15 protein-coding genes are annotated in these 19,676 nt (G+C 65.9%); 9 read left to right on the forward strand and 6 right to left on the reverse strand.

The annotated features are described in order from the left end of the window. Positions 1 to 38 precede the first annotated feature (38 nt). Positions 39 to 944: a LysR family transcriptional regulator gene (locus tag ACODRZ_RS19350; RefSeq protein WP_488972137.1), complete on the forward strand. Its 906-nt coding sequence runs from the start codon at positions 39 to 41 to the stop codon at positions 942 to 944. On the opposite strand, the gene ACODRZ_RS19355 is transcribed toward ACODRZ_RS19350, so the two are convergent. Beyond that, positions 922 to 1,689: an IclR family transcriptional regulator gene (locus tag ACODRZ_RS19355; protein WP_488972138.1), complete on the reverse strand. Its 768-nt coding sequence runs from the start codon at positions 1,687 to 1,689 to the stop codon at positions 922 to 924. The two genes, ACODRZ_RS19350 and ACODRZ_RS19355, sit on opposite strands and share 23 nt — an antisense overlap. Before the next feature lie 130 nt (positions 1,690 to 1,819). Between ACODRZ_RS19355 and ACODRZ_RS19360 the strand changes: the two genes are divergently transcribed. From ACODRZ_RS19360 to ACODRZ_RS19380, 5 genes are all read left to right on the forward strand, one after another. Next, the gene (locus ACODRZ_RS19360) at positions 1,820 to 3,421 is read left to right on the forward strand and encodes an acetate--CoA ligase (protein WP_488972139.1); all 1,602 of its coding nucleotides are present in this window, start codon (positions 1,820 to 1,822) and stop codon (positions 3,419 to 3,421) included. Between the two features lie 22 nt (positions 3,422 to 3,443). Further along, positions 3,444 to 4,586, forward strand: a complete 1,143-nt coding sequence (locus ACODRZ_RS19365; RefSeq protein ID WP_488972140.1) for an FAS1-like dehydratase domain-containing protein — start codon at positions 3,444 to 3,446, stop codon at positions 4,584 to 4,586. Between the two features lie 85 nt (positions 4,587 to 4,671). Next, a complete protein-coding gene (locus ACODRZ_RS19370) occupies positions 4,672 to 5,691 on the forward strand; it encodes an alpha/beta hydrolase (RefSeq protein ID WP_488972141.1) in 1,020 nt (339 codons plus the stop codon). Next, positions 5,688 to 6,902: a CaiB/BaiF CoA transferase family protein gene (locus ACODRZ_RS19375; RefSeq protein WP_488972142.1), complete on the forward strand. Its 1,215-nt coding sequence runs from the start codon at positions 5,688 to 5,690 to the stop codon at positions 6,900 to 6,902. Before ACODRZ_RS19370 ends, ACODRZ_RS19375 begins: the two co-directional genes overlap by 4 nt. Positions 6,903 to 6,948: 46 nt before the next feature. Further along, positions 6,949 to 7,869: an SDR family NAD(P)-dependent oxidoreductase gene (locus tag ACODRZ_RS19380; protein WP_488972143.1), complete on the forward strand. Its 921-nt coding sequence runs from the start codon at positions 6,949 to 6,951 to the stop codon at positions 7,867 to 7,869. A 276-nt stretch (positions 7,870 to 8,145) separates the two neighbouring features. On the opposite strand, the gene ACODRZ_RS19385 is transcribed toward ACODRZ_RS19380, so the two are convergent. The 4 genes from ACODRZ_RS19385 to ACODRZ_RS19400 all read right to left on the reverse strand — a co-directional run bounded on the left by ACODRZ_RS19385 (position 8,146) and on the right by ACODRZ_RS19400 (position 13,725). After that, complete coding sequence (locus ACODRZ_RS19385) at positions 8,146 to 9,456, reverse strand: UDP-glucose dehydrogenase family protein (RefSeq protein ID WP_488972144.1); 1,311 nt, start codon at positions 9,454 to 9,456, stop codon at positions 8,146 to 8,148. Between the two features lie 75 nt (positions 9,457 to 9,531). After that, positions 9,532 to 10,563, reverse strand: a complete 1,032-nt coding sequence (locus ACODRZ_RS19390; RefSeq protein WP_488972145.1) for an NAD-dependent epimerase/dehydratase family protein — start codon at positions 10,561 to 10,563, stop codon at positions 9,532 to 9,534. Between the two features lie 105 nt (positions 10,564 to 10,668). Then, the gene (locus ACODRZ_RS19395) at positions 10,669 to 11,631 is read right to left on the reverse strand and encodes an autotransporter outer membrane beta-barrel domain-containing protein (protein WP_488972146.1); all 963 of its coding nucleotides are present in this window, start codon (positions 11,629 to 11,631) and stop codon (positions 10,669 to 10,671) included. Positions 11,632 to 11,646: 15 nt separating this feature from the next. Beyond that, positions 11,647 to 13,725: an ATP-binding protein gene (locus ACODRZ_RS19400; protein WP_488972147.1), complete on the reverse strand. Its 2,079-nt coding sequence runs from the start codon at positions 13,723 to 13,725 to the stop codon at positions 11,647 to 11,649. Between the two features lie 710 nt (positions 13,726 to 14,435). Between ACODRZ_RS19400 and ACODRZ_RS19405 the strand changes: the two genes are divergently transcribed. Further along, positions 14,436 to 15,197 (forward strand): response regulator, encoded by a 762-nt coding sequence (locus ACODRZ_RS19405; RefSeq protein ID WP_488972148.1) that lies wholly within the window; start codon positions 14,436 to 14,438, stop codon positions 15,195 to 15,197. Positions 15,198 to 15,399: 202 nt separating this feature from the next. Here ACODRZ_RS19405 and ACODRZ_RS19410 read toward each other — a convergent pair whose 3' ends face one another. Then, positions 15,400 to 15,633, reverse strand: coding sequence for a hypothetical protein (locus ACODRZ_RS19410; protein WP_488972149.1), 234 nt, complete (start codon positions 15,631 to 15,633; stop codon positions 15,400 to 15,402). 73 nt (positions 15,634 to 15,706) lie between these two features. On the opposite strand from ACODRZ_RS19410, the gene ACODRZ_RS19415 reads away from it, so the two are divergent. Both ACODRZ_RS19415 and ACODRZ_RS19420 read left to right on the forward strand, forming a co-directional pair. Continuing rightward, on the forward strand, positions 15,707 to 16,291 hold the full coding sequence (locus ACODRZ_RS19415) for a dioxygenase family protein (protein WP_488972150.1): 585 nt from the start codon (positions 15,707 to 15,709) through the stop codon (positions 16,289 to 16,291). Between the two features lie 59 nt (positions 16,292 to 16,350). Continuing rightward, entirely contained in the window at positions 16,351 to 19,506 is a 3,156-nt protein-coding gene (locus tag ACODRZ_RS19420; RefSeq protein WP_488972151.1) for an autotransporter outer membrane beta-barrel domain-containing protein, read from the forward strand. The last annotated feature ends 170 nt before the right edge of the window (positions 19,507 to 19,676 follow it).

Raw genomic sequence — 19,676 nt, forward strand, 5'->3', positions numbered from 1 at the left:
AAATTGAAAGTTTCCGCACCTCGTCATAGACAGTGTCTATGATCGATCAGTACCTCCTGCGCTACTTCCTCGCCGTGGCGGAAACCGGCAACTTCAGCCGCGCCGCCAGGCGGGTGAGCGTGACGCAGCCTACCCTCTCCGCCGGGATCGCCAAGCTCGAACGCGAACTCGGCGCCCGTCTGTTCGATCGCGACCGCCAGCGTGTCGCCCTGACCCCCGCCGGCAGTCGCTTCCTCGTGCGCGCGCGCCGCATTGCGGCCGAATATGAGCACGCGCTGGTCGAACTGAGCGAGGTGACCGATCCCACGTTGCTGCGGATCGGTATCCTCAACACGATCCCGACGCGGCTCGTCGAGGGCTGGCTGACGGCACACCGCGCGCTCGGTTCCGGCGAGGCGCTGGAAATCCTGGACGGCTCGGAGCGCGACATCGCCGAACGGCTCGAGCGCGGCCGGATCGATCTGGCGCTGAGCGTCGTGCGCCCGCACCATGCCCGTTTCGCGCCCGAAGTGCTCGCGCGCGAACGCTATATGATGGTCCTGCCGCCCGACCACCCGCTTGCGGGCGAGAGCGAGGTCCAGGCCGAGCAACTGGCCCGCGACCGCATGGCCCTGCGCCGCCACTGCGAGGCCTTGCCCGAAATCAATCGCTTCTTCGTTGAGCGGGGTGTCCGTCCCCGCTTCGTGCTCAAGACCACCAGCGACGAGCGGGTGCTGGCCGTGGTGCGCAGCGGCGCGGGGATCGGCATGATGCCCGAGAGCTTCGCGGCAGGCCCCGAGCGCTTCGTGCCCGTGCGCGACTTCGAACTGGTGCGTGAGGTCGGGCTGCTCCATGCAGGTGAGGTGCAGGCGCAGCAGGCGAAGCGCAGTCCTTTCGTGGCGTTGGTGAGGCGCATTACGCGGCCTGACGGACAAACGGCGATCAGACGTCCATCTGCTCGCTGAGGGAGCGGGCTGAAGCCCGCAAAGTCACCTTCAATTGCGGCAACTCACTGCGCAGCGCAGCCCCGATGCCGATCGCCACGAGGGCATGGCTCGGCCGCCCGCCCTTCCACACCGGCGCCGCGATCACGGTGACGCCGGCAATGTAGTTGCCTTCATCGACTGCAACGCCGGTCTGGCGCGCGTCCTCGACTTGCGCGAGCCAGGTGTCCCAGCCCGGCGCCTCGTCCCAGCGCAGGCGATCGAAGCGGGGTTTCAGGTCTTCGGGTCGATGATCGCCAAAGGCGGCGATGCAGCGTCCGGTTGCCGAGACCAAGGCTGGAAAGCGGCTGCCCACTTGCGTCGAGAGCTGGAAGTTCTGTCCCGACTGCGACATCGCCGTGACGATGATGTGGTCCAGCCCAAATACCTGAACGCCGAGAGTCGTGGTCCCGAACTCCCGTGCGATGCGGTCGAGGGCGGGTTGGGCGAGGTCGGAAAACCGGTCCTTGCGCAGCCAGGCGCGGGCCAGCGTCAGTACGCCCGCATCAAGGGCGTAGCGCTTTGTATCGGGATCGAAAGCCACCAGTTCCTCGGCCACGAGCGCCCTCAGCACATAGAGGCAGGTGCTTGGGACAAGGCCCAGTTCACGGGCGATCGCCTGGACGCCCATGGGCGCGCCGCGCTTGCCGAGGAGACGCAGCACGGCCGCCGCCCGGGCGATGGCTGGGGCCTTGCTGGCCTTGACGGTATGGCTGACGTCTTTCATTCAATATATAGAATAACATTCAATATTTACAAAAACAACTGCCCCGTGGCAGCTCTATTGCTGAACACAAGGACAATCTTCGTCGCGGCGATTCGGCCGGACGGGGATGAGCCAGGGGACAGGACGGTTGATGGCCAAGATGATTTCAGGGCTGACCGACTATACGCGCTACGCCGATGCGCAGGCCCATGCCTCCTCGGCGGCGTTGTGGGAGCTGTTCGACGGCGACCGTGAATACTTCAACATCGCGCACGAATGCGTGACCCGCCATGCCGACGGCTCGGGCCGGGCGGCGGTGCGGATCGCCCACGCCGACGGCGCGGACGAAGTGCTCAGCTTCGACACGATCGCGAAGGGCGCAGCGCAGTTCGCGCACTGGCTCGGCGCGCAAGGCGTGCAGCCGGGCGAGCGGATTGCCTTCATGCTGGAGCCGTCGCTGCCCTTCTACGTGTGCCTGTTCGGGGCGATGCAGACCGGCGCGATCTCGGTGCCGCTGTTCACCCTGTTCGGGCCGGACGCATTGCGCCTGAGGGTGGGCGACTGCGAGCCATCGATCCTCATCACCAACGCCGAAAAGGCCGAACTTGCGCGGTCTGTCGCGGCGGATGACCGGGATGGACTCGAGCGGCCAAGGGTGATCGTGGCGGACGCGGCGTTCCTCGCGTCGCTTGCCGACCTGCCGACCAGCTACACACCCAGGACGCGCGCCAACGACATGGCGGTGTTCCAGTACACCAGCGGCACCACGCGCGAACTGCCCGAGGCGGTCAAGCACTCGCACCGCACCCTGGTGACGCTGATGTTCGCGGCGCTCTACGGCACCGGGATCCGCCCGGGGGATGCGTTCTTCTGCCCCTCCAGCCCGGCCTGGGGACACGGGCTGTGGCATGGCACGCTGGCGCCGCTGGCCATGGGCGTGACGACCGGGACCTTTGCGGGCCGCTTCGATCCGGTGCGGCTGATGAAGGCGCTGGACGACTTCGGCATCACCAACATGTCGGCGGCAGCGACACATTACCGCATGATGAAGAACAGCGGGAAGGCGGCCGACTTCGCGTTCCACTTCGACAAGCTGTCCTTCACGGGAGAACCGATCGACCCGGCGACGCTGGAGTGGATCGACCAGTGGTTCAAGGTGCCGGCCTGCTCGATGTACGGCACCACCGAAATCGGCGTGGTGCTGGTGAACTATCCCGGGGCGGACGATTTCACGGTCAAGCCGGGATCGCTGGGCAAAGCGGTGCCGGGGCAGAAGCTGGAGGTCCAGCGGCCTGACGGGAGCCCCTGCGATCCCGGCGAGATCGGCGAGTTGATGCTCTGGCGGGGCGGCGGCTGGGTGACCACCAAGGACCGCGCGAAAATCGACGCGGACGGCTACTTCTATCACTGCGGCCGGGCCGACGACGTCATCATCTCGGCCGGCTGGACGATGAGCGCGGTCGAGATCGAGAACACGATGCTGCGCCACGACAACGTCCTCGAATGCGGCGTGATCGGCGTGCCCGACGACAAGCGCGGGCAGGTGGTGAAAGCCTTCGTCGTCGCCAACCGCGCCGGTGACGCGGCTTTCGTGCGCGAGCTTCAGGACTTCACCCGCGAACGCCTCGCGCAGCATGAATTCCCGCGTCTCGTCGAGTTCGTCGACGAGCTTCCCAAGAACCCCGCAGGCAAGGTCCACCGCAAGATGCTGCGCGACCGTGAAGCTGCGAAAGCCGCCGAAGCGGTCGGCTGACATATTCAGGAGAGTACAAGAAATGGCCACCACAGCAGAACCGAAGAACAAGTTCCCCAAGATCACCGAGGAAGGGCTCGACGACCTGCGCCAGCGCATCGGCGTGAAAATCGAGAACACCGTCGAACCCTGGAACTACGAGGCGACCCGCGATGCCATCCGCCATTACGCGCATGGCATCGGCGACGACAACCCGCTGTGGTGCGATCCCGAGTACGCGGCGAAGACGAAGTACGGCTCGCTCGTCGCGCTGCCTTCGTTTCTGTTCACCACCAGCCGTATCATCTCGGGCTACTGCGGCGGTCTCTCGGGCGTGCACGCGATGTGGGCGGGGGCCGACTGGACCTGGCACAAGCCGGTGCTGCGCAACGACACGATCCGCGTCGAGGCGTACCTGAAGGATCTGGTCGAGCACCAGACCAAGTTCGCGGGCCGCTCGTTCCAGCAGATCTACCACGTCGATTTCTACAACCAGCATGGCGACCACGTCGCGGGCGCGGACAGCTGGGTGTTCCGCACCGACCGTGACGAGGCGCGCGAGCGTGGCACCAAGTACACCGAGGCGCGCGGCCGCGTGGAGCCGTTCACGCAGGAACAGCTCGACGAGTTCTACGAGATCTACGACCAGGAAGAAGCGCGCGGCGCGATCCCGCGCTATTTCGAGGACGTCAACGTCGGCGACAAGCTGCCGCCGATGATGAAGGGGCCGATGACCGTCACCGGCTTCATCTGCTACGCGCAAGGCTGGGGCGGCCTCTATATCCGCGCCAACAAGCTGGCCTACAAGATGCAGAAGGCGCACCCGGGCCTCGGCATCCGCAACCGCTTCAACGTGCCCGACTGCCCCGAGCGCGTGCACTGGGACGAAGCCTTCGCCCTTGAGGTCGGGGCGCCGGGCGCCTACGACTACGGTCCGGAGCGCTGCTCTTGGCTGACCCACCACATGACCGACTGGATCGGCGACGATGGCTTCCTGCACAAGTCGAGCTGCCAGATCCGCCGCCACAACCCCGACGGCGATGCCATCGTCATCACCGGCGAAGTGACCCGCAAGTTCGAGGAGAACGGCAAGAAGTACGTCGAGGTGGCGCAGAAGGCGACCACGCACCGCGGCGAGCTTTCGGCCTTCGGCACCGCCGTGGCGGAATTGCCGAGCAAGGCGTGAAGCGGGGGTGATCTTGGCCGTCGCCGGGCCTAGGCTTGGCGACGGATACCCGCGGAGGCGAGACGCCGGCGGATTGGGAGAGGCCATGGACACGATGACCCGCGCGATGCCGGCGTTCCTTCCCGACGGCAGTGTTCAGGTGCCGGCCTTTACCCTGCCCGTCTCCAACCTGGTAAGCGAGGAAGCTGCGGCCCTGCAGCGGCTGCGCGCGGCGATGCCTGTGTTCGATGCCGGCGGGCAGGACGACGACATCGTCGTCCGCCGCGCACAGATCAACGCTTACATGGCGCCGCAGATCGAGCGGCTGCATGCAACGTTTCCGGTCACTGTCGTGCGGGGGGAGATCGGCGGCGTCGAGGTGCTCGATGTCACGCCGGCCGACGGCGGGCACGACCCGCGGCGCGTCCTCATCAACCTGCATGGCGGCGCGTTCTGCGTCGGCTGGGACGGAGTGGCGCTCGTCGAAGCCATCCCGATCGCCGCGCTCGGCCGCATCCGCGTCGTCAGCGTCAACTATCGCATGGCGCCCGAGCACCGTCATCCGGCGGGCGTGCAGGATGTCGCTGCGGTCTATCGTGCGCTCCTTGCCGACTATGCGCCGGGACGCATCGGGATCTATGGCGGCTCTGCAGGCGGCGCCCTCACCACGCAGGTGGCCGCCTGGCTGGCGACCCATGACCTGCCCCAGGCGGGGGCCATCGGCGTGTTCGGGGCGGGCGCAGTGCCCTTCGGCACGGGCGAATCGGCTTACGTCACGGGGTACACCGATGCCTCGTTTCCCCCGCCCCCTGCCGATGGAAGCGCCGCTTTCGACATCACGCGCGGGTACTTCGCAGGATGCGACCTACGCGATCCGAGCGCCTGGCCCGGCTGGCATCTCGATGTTCTGGCCGCCTTTCCTCCGGCGCTGATCCTGACCGGCACCCGGGCTATAGACCTCAGTCCGGCCATCTTCACGCATTCGCAGTTGCTCAAGGCGGGCGTGCGCTCCAGTCTGATCGTTGGAGAAGGCCTGGGGCATTGCTACCACTACCAGTTCGCACTGCCCGAAGGGCGTGATGCGATCGAGGCGATCCTGCGTTTCTTCCGGGAGGCCCTGGCGTGACCGTGTGCGGGGCGGCTGGCTGGTCAGGCCCCCTGGCGGGCGTTCGCGTGATCGACTTCACGCGCGTTCTCGCCGGTCCCGCCGCCAGCCTCGCGTTGGCGGATCTCGGCGCCGAGGTGTTCAAGATCGAGCCGCCCGGGACCGGGGACGAAACCCGCAGCTTTCCTCCGACCCGCGACGGCGAGAGCCACTATTACCTCGCGGTCAACCGGGGCAAGAAGTCGATCGTCGTCGACCTCAAGACCCCGGAAGGGCTGGCGCTCGTCAAGGACCTTGCCGCGCGGTGCGACGTCCTGGTCGAAAACTACCGTCCGGGGGTGATGGAGCGGCTGGGGCTCGGCTGGGAGGAACTGCACGCGATCAATCCCCGGCTGATCTACTGTTCGATCTCGGGCTATGGCCAGACCGGACCGCTCCGGGACCGGCCCAGCTTCGATATCGTGCTCCAAGCGATGTCCGGCGCACTGTCGATGAATGGCGAGGCGGGTGGGCTGCCGACCAAGCTGGGCATTCCGCTCGGCGATCTCGTTGGCGGGATCAACGGGCCGATCGGCGTACTGTCCGCGCTCTATGAGCGGGAACGCACCGGGTTGGGGCGTCATATCGACATCAGCCTGATGGATGGCCTGATGGGCATGCTCGGCTACATTGCGCAGCTCGCCTTCTTCACCGGGTCGGACCCGCAGCGGGTGGGCTCGCAGCATCCCAACCTCGTGCCTTACGGAATATTCCCGGCGCGGGAGGGCTCGATCGTGATCGCCTGCCTGACCCCCAGCTTCTGGGCACGCATCTGCCGCTCGATCGGACGCGAGGAACTGGCCGAGGACCCGCGCTACGACACGCTGGAAAAGCGCCGCGACTCCCGCGAGGAGGTCAACGCGATCGTCGCGGATTTCACCTCGCGTCATTCCGTCGATGAACTGGTGGCGATCTTCACTGCGCACGAGGTGCCGCACGCCCCGATCCTGGGCGTGAGCGAGGCTCTGGCGCAACCCCAGGCGCAGGCGCGCGGCATGGTCGTCGAGACCGAGCACGCCGTCCTGGGGGCCATTCCCATCGTCAATCGGTCTATCCGCTTCACTGACGCCGAGCAGCCGGTGCCCCAGGCGCCGCCGGTGCTGGGCCAGCATACCGATGCGATCCTGGCCGAAGTGCTCGATCTATCGCCCGAGCGGATCGCGATGCTGCGTGGTGCCGGGGTCGTTGCCTGACGGGAGCGCGCCGGTAAGCTTGGCGCAATCGAGGAGAGGACAGGCCATGGCCGAATTGCGTTTCGACGATCGCGTCGCAGTGATCACCGGCGGTGGCCGGGGTCTCGGCCGTGCCCATGCGCTGCTGCTGGCGAGCCGGGGGTGCAAGGTCGTCGTCAACGATCCGGGCGTCTCGATGGCAGGCGACGCCACCGGCGAAGGGCCTGCGGAGGCGCTCGTCGCGGAAATCCGCGCGGCTGGCGGAGAAGCCGTGGCCAGCCTCGACAGCGTCGCGACGCGCGAAGGGGGCAAGGCGATCATCGATACCGCGCTGGATGCCTTCGGGCGGATCGACATCCTGATCCACTCGGCGGGCAACGTGCGGCGCGGCTCGCTCTCGAGCCTTGCCTACGAGGATTTCTGCGCGGTGCTCGATGTGCATCTGAAGGGCGCCTATCACGTCATGCGCGAGGCATTTCCGCGCATGATGGCGCAGGGCTACGGCCGGATCGTCCTCACCAGTTCGATCAACGGACTTTACGGCAAGGCCGACAACGTCACGTATGCGGCGTGCAAGGCGGCTTTCATGGGCTTGTCGAACACGGCCGCGATCGAGGGGCAGCACCACAACGTGCGCTCCAATCTCATCGTGCCGGCGGCAGTCACCCGCATGTCCGACGGGATCGACACGAGCAGGTTCCCGCCGATGGAACCCGAGATGGTGGCGCCGATGGTCGCTTACCTGTGTCATGAGCAGTGCGAGGCGACCGGCGAGATGTACGTCGCCATGGGTGGCCGTCTGGCGCGCGCCTGGATCGCGGAAAATGCGGGAATATTCCGGCAGGAATGGAGTCTGGAGGACGTGGCCGGGCAGATCGCGGCAATCAGGCAGGGCGGCGCGACGCTGGCGTTTCCGCCGGTGCCGGACGGTCAACTCGACCACCTGCTGCACGGCTTTACGATGATCCGCGAGGGCGCGGGAACCTGAACCTGGTATTAAATTGCAGGAACTTCGTAGGCAGGTCGCAGTTTCAATCCTGAGAGGTTGCCACGTGCGACGCTGAACAACAGGTCTGCGATGATCAACAGTTACAATACATATATCGAAGTGCCGCCGTTCGACTTGCCCGTGATACTGGCTTTCAATGCAGGATTGTGGCTGCTGATCGCGGCTGCCCTATCGATCATCTGGTGAGCATCCGGTTCGCAAGATGATGGCCGGGCCTGTGTATGGGAGCGCCGGCCATCATCCTTGACCAGTCTATCAGGGGCGCCCGATCGACGTGTAGGCGAAGCCTGCGCTGCGCATTTCGTGTGCCTTGTAGATGTTCCTCAGATCGACGAGCACCGGAGCCTTGGCAAGAGCCTTGACACGATCGAGGTCGAGCGCGCGGAAGGCATCCCATTCGGTGACGATCACGATCGCATCAGCGCCCTCGATCGCGGCGTAGGGATCGCCAACCATCTCCACTTCCGGCATCAGCGGACGGGCCAGTTCCATGCCTTCCGGATCGAAGGCGGCGACGCTGATACCGGCATCGTCAAGGGTCTGCGCGATGGCGATGGCAGGGGAATCGCGCATGTCATCGGTGTTGGGCTTGAACGTCAGGCCGAGCATGGCGACGCGCTTGCCGCGCGCTGCATCCGACCCGCCCAGGGCTTCGACGACCTTGCGACCCATCGCGCGCTTGCGACTGTCGTTCACCTTGGACACGGCTTCGACGATGCGCAGCGGGCTTTCATGGTCCTCGGCGGTCTTGAGCAGCGCAAGCGTGTCCTTGGGGAAGCACGAGCCGCCATAGCCCGGTCCGGCGTGGAGGAACTTCTTGCCGATACGGCCATCGAGGCCGATGCCGCGCGCTACGTCCTGCACGTCACCCCCGACCTTTTCGCACAAATCGGCAATCTCGTTGATGAACGTGATCTTAGTCGCAAGGAAGGCGTTGGCGGCGTACTTGATGATCTCGGCCGAGCGGCGCGAGGTGAACAGGATCGGCGATTCGTTGAGGAACAGCGGACGATAGACCTGCCGCATGATTTGCCGGCCGAACTCGTCTTCAGCGCCGATGACGATACGGTCGGGGCGCTTGAAGTCGCCGATGGCGGCGCCTTCGCGGAGAAATTCGGGATTGGAGACGACGGCGACGCGATGCTTGGTGCCGCTGTCCGCGAGGATGCGCTCGACTTCGTCGCCAGTGCCGACCGGCACGGTCGACTTGGTCACGACCACCGCGTCGTTGGACAGATGCTCGCCGATTTCGCGCGCAACGGCGTGAACGAACGAGAGGTCAGCATGGCCGTCCCCCCGACGCGAAGGCGTGCCGACCGCGATGAAGATCGCGCTCGCACCGCGAATACCTTCGGCAAGGTCGGTGGTGAAGGAGAGGCGGCCTGCCTTGACGTTGCCGCCGACGAGTGCGTCGAGGCCGGGTTCGTAGATCGGCATCACGCCGTCGTGGAGGCGGTCGATCTTCGACTGATCCTTGTCGATGCAGACGACGTCGTGGCCGAAATCGGCGAAGCAGGCGCCAGACACGAGGCCGACATAGCCTGAACCCACCATTGCAATCTTCATGTGAACCTCATCGGGAGGGGAATTGGAGCGCCTTTTAGATGGTGCGCCCGCCAAGGGGAAGCCAAAGCCCCCGTCTCAAAATCCAGTATATCCCCGGAACCAGTCGACAAAACGCGGCACGCCCGTCTCAATCGGGGTACTCGGCGCATAGCCGGTATCGCGGGTCAGTGCGGTGATGTCGGCATAAGTCGCGGGGACGTCGCCGGGCTGCATCGGCAGCAGGTTGCGCTGTGCCTTGCGGCCACAGGCGTCCTCCAGCACTGCGATGAGGCGCAGCAGGTGCTCGGACTTGTTGTTGCCGATGTTGTAGAGCGCGTGCGGCTTGACGCTGCCGCCTGCCTTTTGCGCGCCGTCGTCGACCGGCGGGCGGTCGAGGCAGGCGAGGACGCCGCCGACGATGTCGTCGATGTAGGTAAAGTCGCGGCTCATCTCGCCATGATTGTAGACGTCGATGGGGCGGTCCGTGAGGATCCGTTCGGCGAACTTCCACATGGCCATGTCGGGTCTGCCCCAGGGACCGTAGACAGTGAAGAACCTCAGGCCGGTAAGGGGCAGGCGGAAGAGATGGGCGTATGTCTCGCTCATCAGCTCGTCGGCCTTCTTGGTCGCCGCGTAGAGCGAGACGGGATGGTCCGCGCGGTCTTCCACGGCGAAGGGGAGCTTCGTGTTGCCGCCGTAGACCGAGCTTGAACTGGCGTAGACCATGTGGACGACCTGCCGGGCGCGGGCGACCTCCAGCATGTTGACGTGCCCGGCAAGATTGGAGGCGACGTAAGCCTGCGGGTTTTCCAGGGAGTACCGGACACCGGCCTGTGCACCGAGGTGGACGATGGTGTCGAACGTGAAGGGCGCCAGTGTCTCGGTCAGCGCGGACATGTCCGCAAAGTCGAGCTCGTGGAAATGGAACAGGTTGCCATGACGCGCGGCGAGCCCGTCGAGGCGCGCGCGCTTGAGCGAGACCGGATAATAGTCGTTGAGGTTGTCGATGCCGATCACCGGCTGGCCCCGGCTCATCAGCGCCTCGGCAACGGCGCTGCCGATGAAGCCGGCGGCTCCGGTCACCAGCACGCTCGATGTTGCCACCTTCGAAACTTGTCCTGTCATCATTTCGCGCGCTCTGCCGCCTGTCCGTTTCAGTCCGATTGCAATCGCTTAGCTAAGGCAAAATAGTGGACCAGAAGATAACCTGTGGCCACTTTTTGAGCGGTTCGATCAGAACGAGCGGCGCAGGGTCGCTCCTGCGGACGTGACGTTCCCGGCTTTCACGCCGAAGCTGCGCGTGGTGAACAGGTCGAGGTAGAGATTGCGCCCCAGTTTCATGTTGGTGGTGGCGCCCACCTCGAACCAGCTGTCGGCATAGTGCTTGCTGTCGAGCCGGAACGGCAGTTCCGCGTCAGGGTCGGGATTGTGTCGGACCCTCAATGCGGACAGGCCGTTGCTGGTCCAGTTCCGCGAAAAGGAGAGACCGGCGTAGTGCTCCCTGCTGCTGCCGAATGCATAGTCGACGCGCATCGTGGCATTGGCCGACCAGGTCGGTTCGTCGGTTTCCTGATCGCGCAGACCAAGGGCATCGGGCACCGGGCGCAGCAGCTTTCCGTCCGCGAACGACGCGGCCAGGGTCGGCGTGAGAAAGAAGCGCGACCCAAGTGGCAGCACGCGGCCGAAATCGCCGCCGATGGCGTAATAGTCGCTGCCCCTGGCGCCGGTACTGGCACGGCTGCCCAGCGATGTGCTGATCCGGCCGTAATCCTGCCTGCCGTAGCTGACCCAGCCGTCGACGACCCAGTTGTCGAAGTTTCCGCCCGCTCCCAGCGTCGCGACGTAGTAGTCCGAGGGCAGCGCGACGTCCGACTGTTGCAGCGTGCCGTGGTAGCGCATGGCGCTGGCGCGCAGGTAGCCGCGGCCCAAGGTGCGCGTCAGGCTGAGCGACTGCCAGCTTCCATCCGGTCCATCGTCGCGGGCGCTGATGCCGCCGGAGGCTGTCGCCGTCCATCGCAGCGGAGCGACTTGCACGGGGTCGGTCGCGGTTGCGGTGCCGGCCTCCGCATCGCTGGAAGAGGGGGCGGTCGTAGTCGCTTCGACTGCGGCTGCCTCTTCGGTTTCCTGCGCGGCGGCAGGCTGAAGAGGCAGCGACAGCAGCAGTGACGCACCAAGGGCGTGGAGATGCCTGCGCATGGTCCGGGCGTCCGCTCAGGCCGCTTTGCGCAGGGTCGGGACGAACGCGGCCGGTACGCTCACACGCGCCACGAAGCCATCCTGACCGTGCGCGAAGGAGACGTCGCCGCCGTGCGCCCGCGCGATCGAGCGGCAGACCGCGAGGCCGAGCCCGCTGCCGTTCCGGCCCGACTTGCGCGCGGCTTCGCTGCGGTAGAACGGTTCGAAGGCGCGATCGAACTCATCCTCGGGGATACCCGGGCCGGCATCGACGATCTCCGCGACGGCCTCGTTGCCGCTGAGGGAGACACGCACGCGGGCGCTGTCGCCATACTTGACCGCGTTTTCCAGCAGATTGCCGAGCAGGCGGCGGATGCCGACCGGATCGACCTCGACCGGGATGTGGGCATTGCGCTCGATCTCGACCTTTGCGCCGACCAGCTGCCAGTCGGCGACACTCCCGGCGATAAGTTCGGCGAAGTCGAGCCGCTGGCGCGGGCCGGGCGTCGAGGCGTCGCGGATGAAGGCAATGACCTGGCTGATCATCGCTTCCATCTCGGTCACTTCCTTCAGCAGGCCCTCGCGCTGGTCATCGGGCACGTCCTCGATGCGGAAGCGCAGCCGGGTGAGGGGGGTGCGCAAGTCATGGCTGATCGCGCCGACCATGGCGGTGCGATCGTCGACGAAGGCTCGAAGGCGGTGGCGCATCTGGTTGAAGGCATTCGCCGCGCGTCCGATCTCGGCCGGGCCGGACAGCGGCAGGATGGTCGCCGAAGGATCGCGGCCGAGCTGTTCGGCGGCTTGGGCAAAATCACGCAGCGGCACGACGATGCGGCGCACGAACAGCCAGGCCAGCGGGCTGACGATCGCCAGCGACAGTGCGAACCACAGCATCACCCGGGTCTGCCAGGCGTTGGGGAAGGGCTCGGCGCGCGGCGCCACGGCCAGCCAGGTCCCGTCGGACTGCCTTGCGGCCGCTATGAAGTCCCCCTCGATGAACGGGGGCGAGGCGACATCGAACAGCGCGCTCGTCGCACGGCGGAAGGGGATGGGCTGCGGCGCGGGGATCGGCTGTGCCTGCGTGGCGGGCTTGGGCGAGGGTGCGGCTGCCGCGACAGGGGGCGTGGAAGCGACAGGCTGGGGTTGAATGGCCGGAGTGGAAGCCGCTGCGGTCGCGGTGGGCCTCGCGGCCGGGCGGCCTGGCGCGCGCCGGATCTCCCTGGTCGGCTCGGCTGCCGGACCCGGCTGGGCGACCGGCGGCGCGATGGCAATGACGGGACTGGGCGGAGCGGAGCCGATACCGGGCGTCAGGCCGGGCTGGGCGAAGGGGCCGGCGCCGCGTGCGGCGCCCGGACTGCCGATCGGGCGTCCGCCTTCACCCGTTCCATTTCCCGGGACATTTCCTTGGCCATTTCCTGCACCATTTCCTGCACCGGGGCGGGTGCCGCCGGTCTGCCCGGGGGCCATGCCGCCCTTGCCGCCGCCGATTTGCCCGCCGGGCAGATTGGGGCGGGGCATGGATGAGCCGGGCTGTGCAGGCACGCGAGGGCCGGCCCCGCCCGGAAAACCCCCGCCGGGGAAGTTGCCGCCCGGCATCCGGCCACCGGGAAAACCTCCGCCCGGCAGGCCTGCGGGACCGGCCGAGCCACCCGCAGGCGGCCCGCCCGGGATCGCCTGGGCGTGGGCCTCGTCGATCAGCAGCGAGGACAGGCTGCCCGAACCGGGAGATTTCACGGCAAGCGGCGATCGGCCGCCCGTCGGCACGGCGACGCCGCCGACCGGAAGCTGGGTGTAGAAAGCGAGCACCACATCGTTCGCGGGCTGGCCGATGCGCCGGGCCAGTGCATCGCGCGAGGATTCGGAGACCAGCCAGCCTTGCCCGCTGACATCGGGCGGACCGCTCATGGTCTTGCGCTCAAGGCGATCGGGGGCAGGGCCGCCGCCAAGGGCGTCCGCGACTTCATCCATGTTCCAGCGTTCGGTTGGACGCGGCGGCAGGATGACGGTCAGCGCGAGCGTGACTGCCTGTGCCGCCACCAAGGCGCACACCAGGATCGCCACCATCTGCATGGCCAGCGGCATGCCGAGTCGGCGTGGAATCTCGGGAAGAGTCATGGTGCGTGCTTTGCCATGCGATCACGGCGAATTCGAGATGGAGGATTGTCGCGGGACAGAAGTCTGCGCGCGATATGCGAAGCGGGGACAGGAGAGAGGGACACGTCCCTCCTGTCCCCGCTCCGCGTTCCCGCCGCCCACCGAAGCGGCTTGCGGGAACGGTCACCTCGGACCGGTCCGGACGCGCCGCGCGAAAAGCGGCAGGTCCGGAAGGAAACTTTCTGGCCAAAAGCGCGTTTCAGGCGCCGCATTAGCTGGCGGTGCGCGAAGTACCACGCGCTTGTGTCGTTTTGCGGACTCCAAATCAAGAAATTATCCGACGTGTGGAGAGCATTTCGAGCAATTTCTTTACCAATTCCGGGGCCGTCGGCGAACGGGACGGGTGCGACTACAGAACCCGCTCGATCGACGGCCCCGGCACCGCAGGACCCCTTGGCGGAGGGGTCCTGGACGGTGGCCTTGAACGCATCGGGGCCGTGAGTCGCGGTGAAGGGCGCGGGGGGCGCACTAAGGTCCGCGAACACGGCTGGCCGATACGTATCGCGGCAAGCTCGACTGTCCATGAACCAACTTGTCGGGGGGGCAGGTTGCCGGTGGATTTCACCGCTTTGCAGCGACATTTCAAGGGTGTCGCAGCCTGTAACGGCCCCTGAAATCTGCCCGGAACACGCACTATCCATCAGCGCGGAATGATCCTAGAACCGCATGCAATGGACCTGCACACCCGCATTCTCATCGTCGACGACGACGAGGGCATTCGCTCGTTGATCGGCGATTTCCTGGCCAAGCACGGCTACGATACGACCACGGCGGCCGATCCTTTGGAAATGCGCAAGCTGCTGGCGGCCGAGAATTTCGACCTGATCGTGCTCGACGTCATGATGCCGCGTGAGGACGGGCTCACCGCCCTGCGCCAGATGGGGCCGGATGCCCCGCCGGTGATCATGCTGTCGGCAGTCGGCAGCGACGTAGACCGGATCGTCGGGTTGGAGATGGGCGCTGACGACTATCTCGCCAAGCCGTGCAATCCGCGCGAACTGCTGGCGCGTATCCGCACCGTGCTGCGCCGCAGGGCCGGGGCCGCGCCCGCCGCAGGTCCGGCCGAGGCGGCCGCGCCGCGAACCATCGAGGTCGATTCGGGCGACTGCCTGCATTTCTCGGGATGGCGCATGGATCTTGGCCTGAGGTTGCTGTTCGACCCGACCAATGCGCTGATATCGTTGTCCGATGGCGAATTCCGGTTGCTGCGCGCCTTTGCCGAGCACCCGCGGCGCGTGCTGACGCGCGACCAGCTGCTCGACTGGTCGCGCGGAGAGGATTCGGATCACTATGACCGGGCCATCGACGTCCAGCTTTCGCGTCTGAGGCGCAAGCTTTCCGATGGCGAGGGCGGCAGCGATATCATCCGCACCGTTCGCAACGAGGGTTACCTGTTCGTCCCGGCGGTCGCGGACGATCGCCCGGCGGGTTAGCGCGCCCTCTCCATTGCGCGCGATCGCAAACTGATCGCAATTCTCGTGCAATTCGCCTGAAATCCCCGGGCAAAGCCCGCAGCACAGTCCTCGCCGCTCAGGTCCAGCGATCACGCCGGACGCGAAGGAGGACGGTGATGGGATTTCGGGAGCGGGGCGCCTCTGGCGGGGAGCCGCACGGTCATGGCCTGGCCGAAGACCTTCAGGCGATAGGGCGCGAGATGTTCGCCCGGCGCCGGGCGCTGGCGTTCATGGTCAGTGCGGGCACGGCTGCCGCGCTTAGCGCGTGCGGCGGTGATGATGCCTCCAGCTCGTCGAGCTCGGATGCTGCCAGTTCCTCTTCGACCTCGTCGTCATCCACCTCGAGTTCGTCCTCCTCGACGTCGAGCACCACTTCGTCATCCACTTCGGGGGGCACCTCGGATGCAAGCTGCATCGCCGATCCCACCGAGACCAATGGCCCTTACCCGGCCGATGGCACCAACACGGCCAGTGGCTCGACCTCGAACGTGCTCACCCAGAGCGGCGTGGTGCGCTCGGACATCCGTTCCAGCTTCATCGGCTCGACCAATACCGCCGATGGCGTGCAACTTACGATCGAACTGCAACTCGTCGACGTAAGCAATGGCTGCGCGCCGATAGAGGGGGCGGCGATCTACGTGTGGCACTGCGATGCGGCAGGCCTCTATTCGCTCTACTCGAGCGGGGTCACGACCGAAAGCTACCTGCGCGGCGTGCAGGTGACGGACAGTGACGGCAAGGTCACGTTCACCACGATCTATCCGGCCTGCTACTCGGGTCGCTGGCCGCACATCCATTTCGAGGTGTTCACGGGCGGCCTGACTTCGGCCAGCACCGGACGCACGGCGACGCTGATCTCCCAGCTTGCGATGCCGGCCGCCAACAATACCGCCGTGTTCACCGGCGACACCCGCTACACCGCCAGCATCGCCAACTACAACGCGATCTCGCTCTCGTCCGACAACGTGTTCGGCGACAACACCTCTGCCCAGATCGCCCAGCAGACGCCGAGTCTCAGCGGCAGCGTGACCGCCGGATACACCGGCACTGCGGTCATCGGCATCGCCACCTGAGGCCGCCGGGTCTTCCACCACGATCACTTGAACATCATCCTTTTCGGGACACCCTCGCCATGCGTTCGATGAACAATACCGCCAGCCTTGGAGCGCTCGCGCTCGCGCTCGTCTCCACCCCCTCGCTTGCCGATACCTCGGTGACCAAGGACACCACGAGCGCGCTTTCGACGTCCAGCGCCGGCAACGTCACGGTGGGCGAGAACGGCACGATCACGCTGGCCAGCGGCAGCGCCATCACCGTCGACAGCGACTCGACCGTGACCATGGGCGGCACCCTGGAAATGGGCGGTGCCAGCAACACGTCGGGCATCACCGTCAATGCCGGGACGACCTCGAGCCTCGACATCGGCGAGGACGGCGTGATCACCGTGCTGGAGGATTACGTCGTCGATGATGACGATTCGGACGGCATCGTCACCGACAACATCGCTTCGGCGAGCAATCGCTATGGTGTGCACGTGACCGGCGATGCGGCAGGCACGATCCTTAACGAAGGCTCGATCACGGTAGAGGGCAAGAACTCGGGCGGCATCGTGCTCGATGGCGACTGGACCGGCTCGATCACCAATACCGGCACGATCAAGGTGATCGGCGACAACGCGGTGGGGATCTCGGCGCAAGGAATCGGCGGCGATCTGACCGTCGAGGGCACCGTCTCGGTCGTCGGTTCGGGATCGAGCGCGATCGACGTGGCGGGCGACGTCAGCGGGACGGTGACCATCCAGGGCACCGTGACCAAGGGCTACTCCTACACCGACGATGACGGTACGACCGAAGTGCTCTCGCGCGCGGCGCTGCGCACCGGCACCGCGGCGGTCTCGATCACCGGCAACGTCGATGGCGGCATTTACGTGGCCGCCGCGCCGGTCGACCGCGATGACGACAACGACGACGAGGATGGAGACGGCGTCGACGACAGCGAAGAAGCCACCGGCGTCATCACCACATACGGCAATGGCCCCGCGCTTCAGGTCGGCGGAACCAGCGACATCACGGTCGGCTCGGTTACCGGCAACATGGGCACCTACTCGATCGTGATCGACGGGTCGGTGACAGCCAACTCCTACTACAGCAATACCGACGCCTATGGCCTGGTGATCGGCGGGCAGGGCGGCAACGTCACCCTGACTGACGGCATCGGCGTCTCGGGCACGCTCAGCGCGATCTCCTACGACCAGTCGGCGACGGCGCTGCTCATCAACGAAGGCAGCACGGTCACCAGCCTCTACAACAGCGGCACGATCTCGGCGTCGCTCACCTCCAGCGGCGAAGGCTCGACGACGGCGATCCGCGACCTGTCCGGCACGTTGACCTCGATCGAGAATACCGGCTTCATCACCGCGGGCGGCTCGAGCACGGACACGCGCACCGCGATCGACTTGTCGGCGAACACCACCGGCGTCACCATCACCCAGTACCTCAACGACGACGATGCCGAGACGAGCGCCGAATACGTCGAGGACAATGACGAGGAAGACCCCTCCATCTATGCCCAGATCAGCGGCAACATCCTGCTGGGCTCGGGCAACGACAGCCTTTCGGCGTCGACCGGCCAGATCGTCGGCGACACCTATTTCAATGGGGGCGACGATACGCTGAGCCTGTCCGGCAACGCGGTCTACACCGGCGACGTATACTTCGGCAGCGGCACGGCAACCGCGACGCTCGCGGGCAAGTCGACGTATTCGGGCACGATGGACTTTGCGGGCGAGGCCGGCACCGTCACCCTCAACGATACCGCGACCTACTCGGGCCAGTTCACCAATGCGGACAACGTCGCGGTGACCGTCAATGGCGGCACGCTCATTCCCGACGAGGCGACTACCGTCAATTTCGGCACTCTCACGGTCGGGTCGAGCGGCACGATCGGCGTCTATGTCGACGGGGACGAGAGCTCGACCATCGTGGTCAACAGCGCGACACTGGCGGATGGTGCCAGCGTGTCGGCGACGGTGAACAGCCTCGCGACCGCCGAGGGCACGTACACGGTGCTCACTTCGGACGATCTCACCATCCAGGGGGCGCTCAACTCCTCGGTCGACACGCCGTTCATCTACAATGGCGCCGTCACCAGCGATGAGGACAACGTCTACCTGACCCTTTCGCGCAAGACGACCGGCGAACTCGGCCTTACCAGGTCGCAGGCTTCCGCCTGGGACGCGATCTACGCGACGGCGCAGAATGATGACGACATCACCGACAGCCTGCTCCAGGTCGAGGACTCGGCGACCTTGCGCGACCAGGTCGGCGGCCTGCTGCCCGATCATGCCGGCGGCGTGTTCAAGGCCGTGACCACAGCCGATCGCCTCGCTGCGCGTCATATCAGCGACGATACCACCCTGTTCGACATCTCAGACATCGGCGGCTGGTTCGAACCGATCTACTGGCGCGCCAGCAAGGACGCCACCGGCACGGCCGGATACAAGGCGAATGGATGGGGCCTTTCGGGCGGCGTCGAGCGGCATACCGACCTCGGCAACTTCGGCGTCTCGTATGCCTGGATGCAGGGCAAGGTGAAGAACAACGGCGGCACCGGAAAGCTCGACATCGGCCAGCATGACCTCGGCCTGTTCTGGCGCATGCAGAACGGTCCGCTGCTCGCCTGGGCGCGAGTCGGCGCCTCGCGGATTTCGATCGATTCGACCCGGACCTACACCGGCACGATTGACGATACCGACTTCTCGTACTCGGCCGATGGCAGCTGGAAGGGCTGGCTGTTCTCGGGGTTGGCGGGCGCCTCGTATCGCTTCGACATGTCGCGCCGCTTCAGCCTCAAGCCCAAGCTGGAACTGGAGCAGATGTGGCTGAAGGAGGACGGCTATGCCGAAACCGCCGATTCGGACGCCATGGCGCTTACCGTCGCGAGCCGCACCAGCAAGATGCTGACCGCCACGCCGACGGTCGCCGCATCCTACTCGCTGGGCACGATCTCGCCCGACTGGCGTCCGCTGACCTTCCAGCTGGAAGCCGGACGCCGCGAGGTCCTTACCGGAAAGCTCGGCAGCACGACCGCCTACTTCAACGGCGGCGACAGCTATGACGCCGGCGATGCCTTCACGATCACCGGCGACAGCCTCAAGGGCGCATGGATCGGCGAAGTGAGCATGCTCGCGGGCGGCTACGACTTCACATGGAAGATTTCTGCCCGCACGGAGCGGACGAGCACCGGCACCGACCTGTCGGCGCGTGCGGGGCTGAGCGTGGCGTTCTGATGCTTGGAAATATACAGTGATTTCAAATATTTGGATTTAATCGCCCAAGGTATTGATCCTACGGCGAATCCTTATGATGGGTTGACGTCGGTGCAGATCGAGGCAAATCAGAAGGAACCATTTCGATTTTTTGCACTTTCAGCGTCACGGGGCGAGATGGTCGAAGACCC

Source organism: Novosphingobium sp. FG90 (assembly GCF_057808725.1).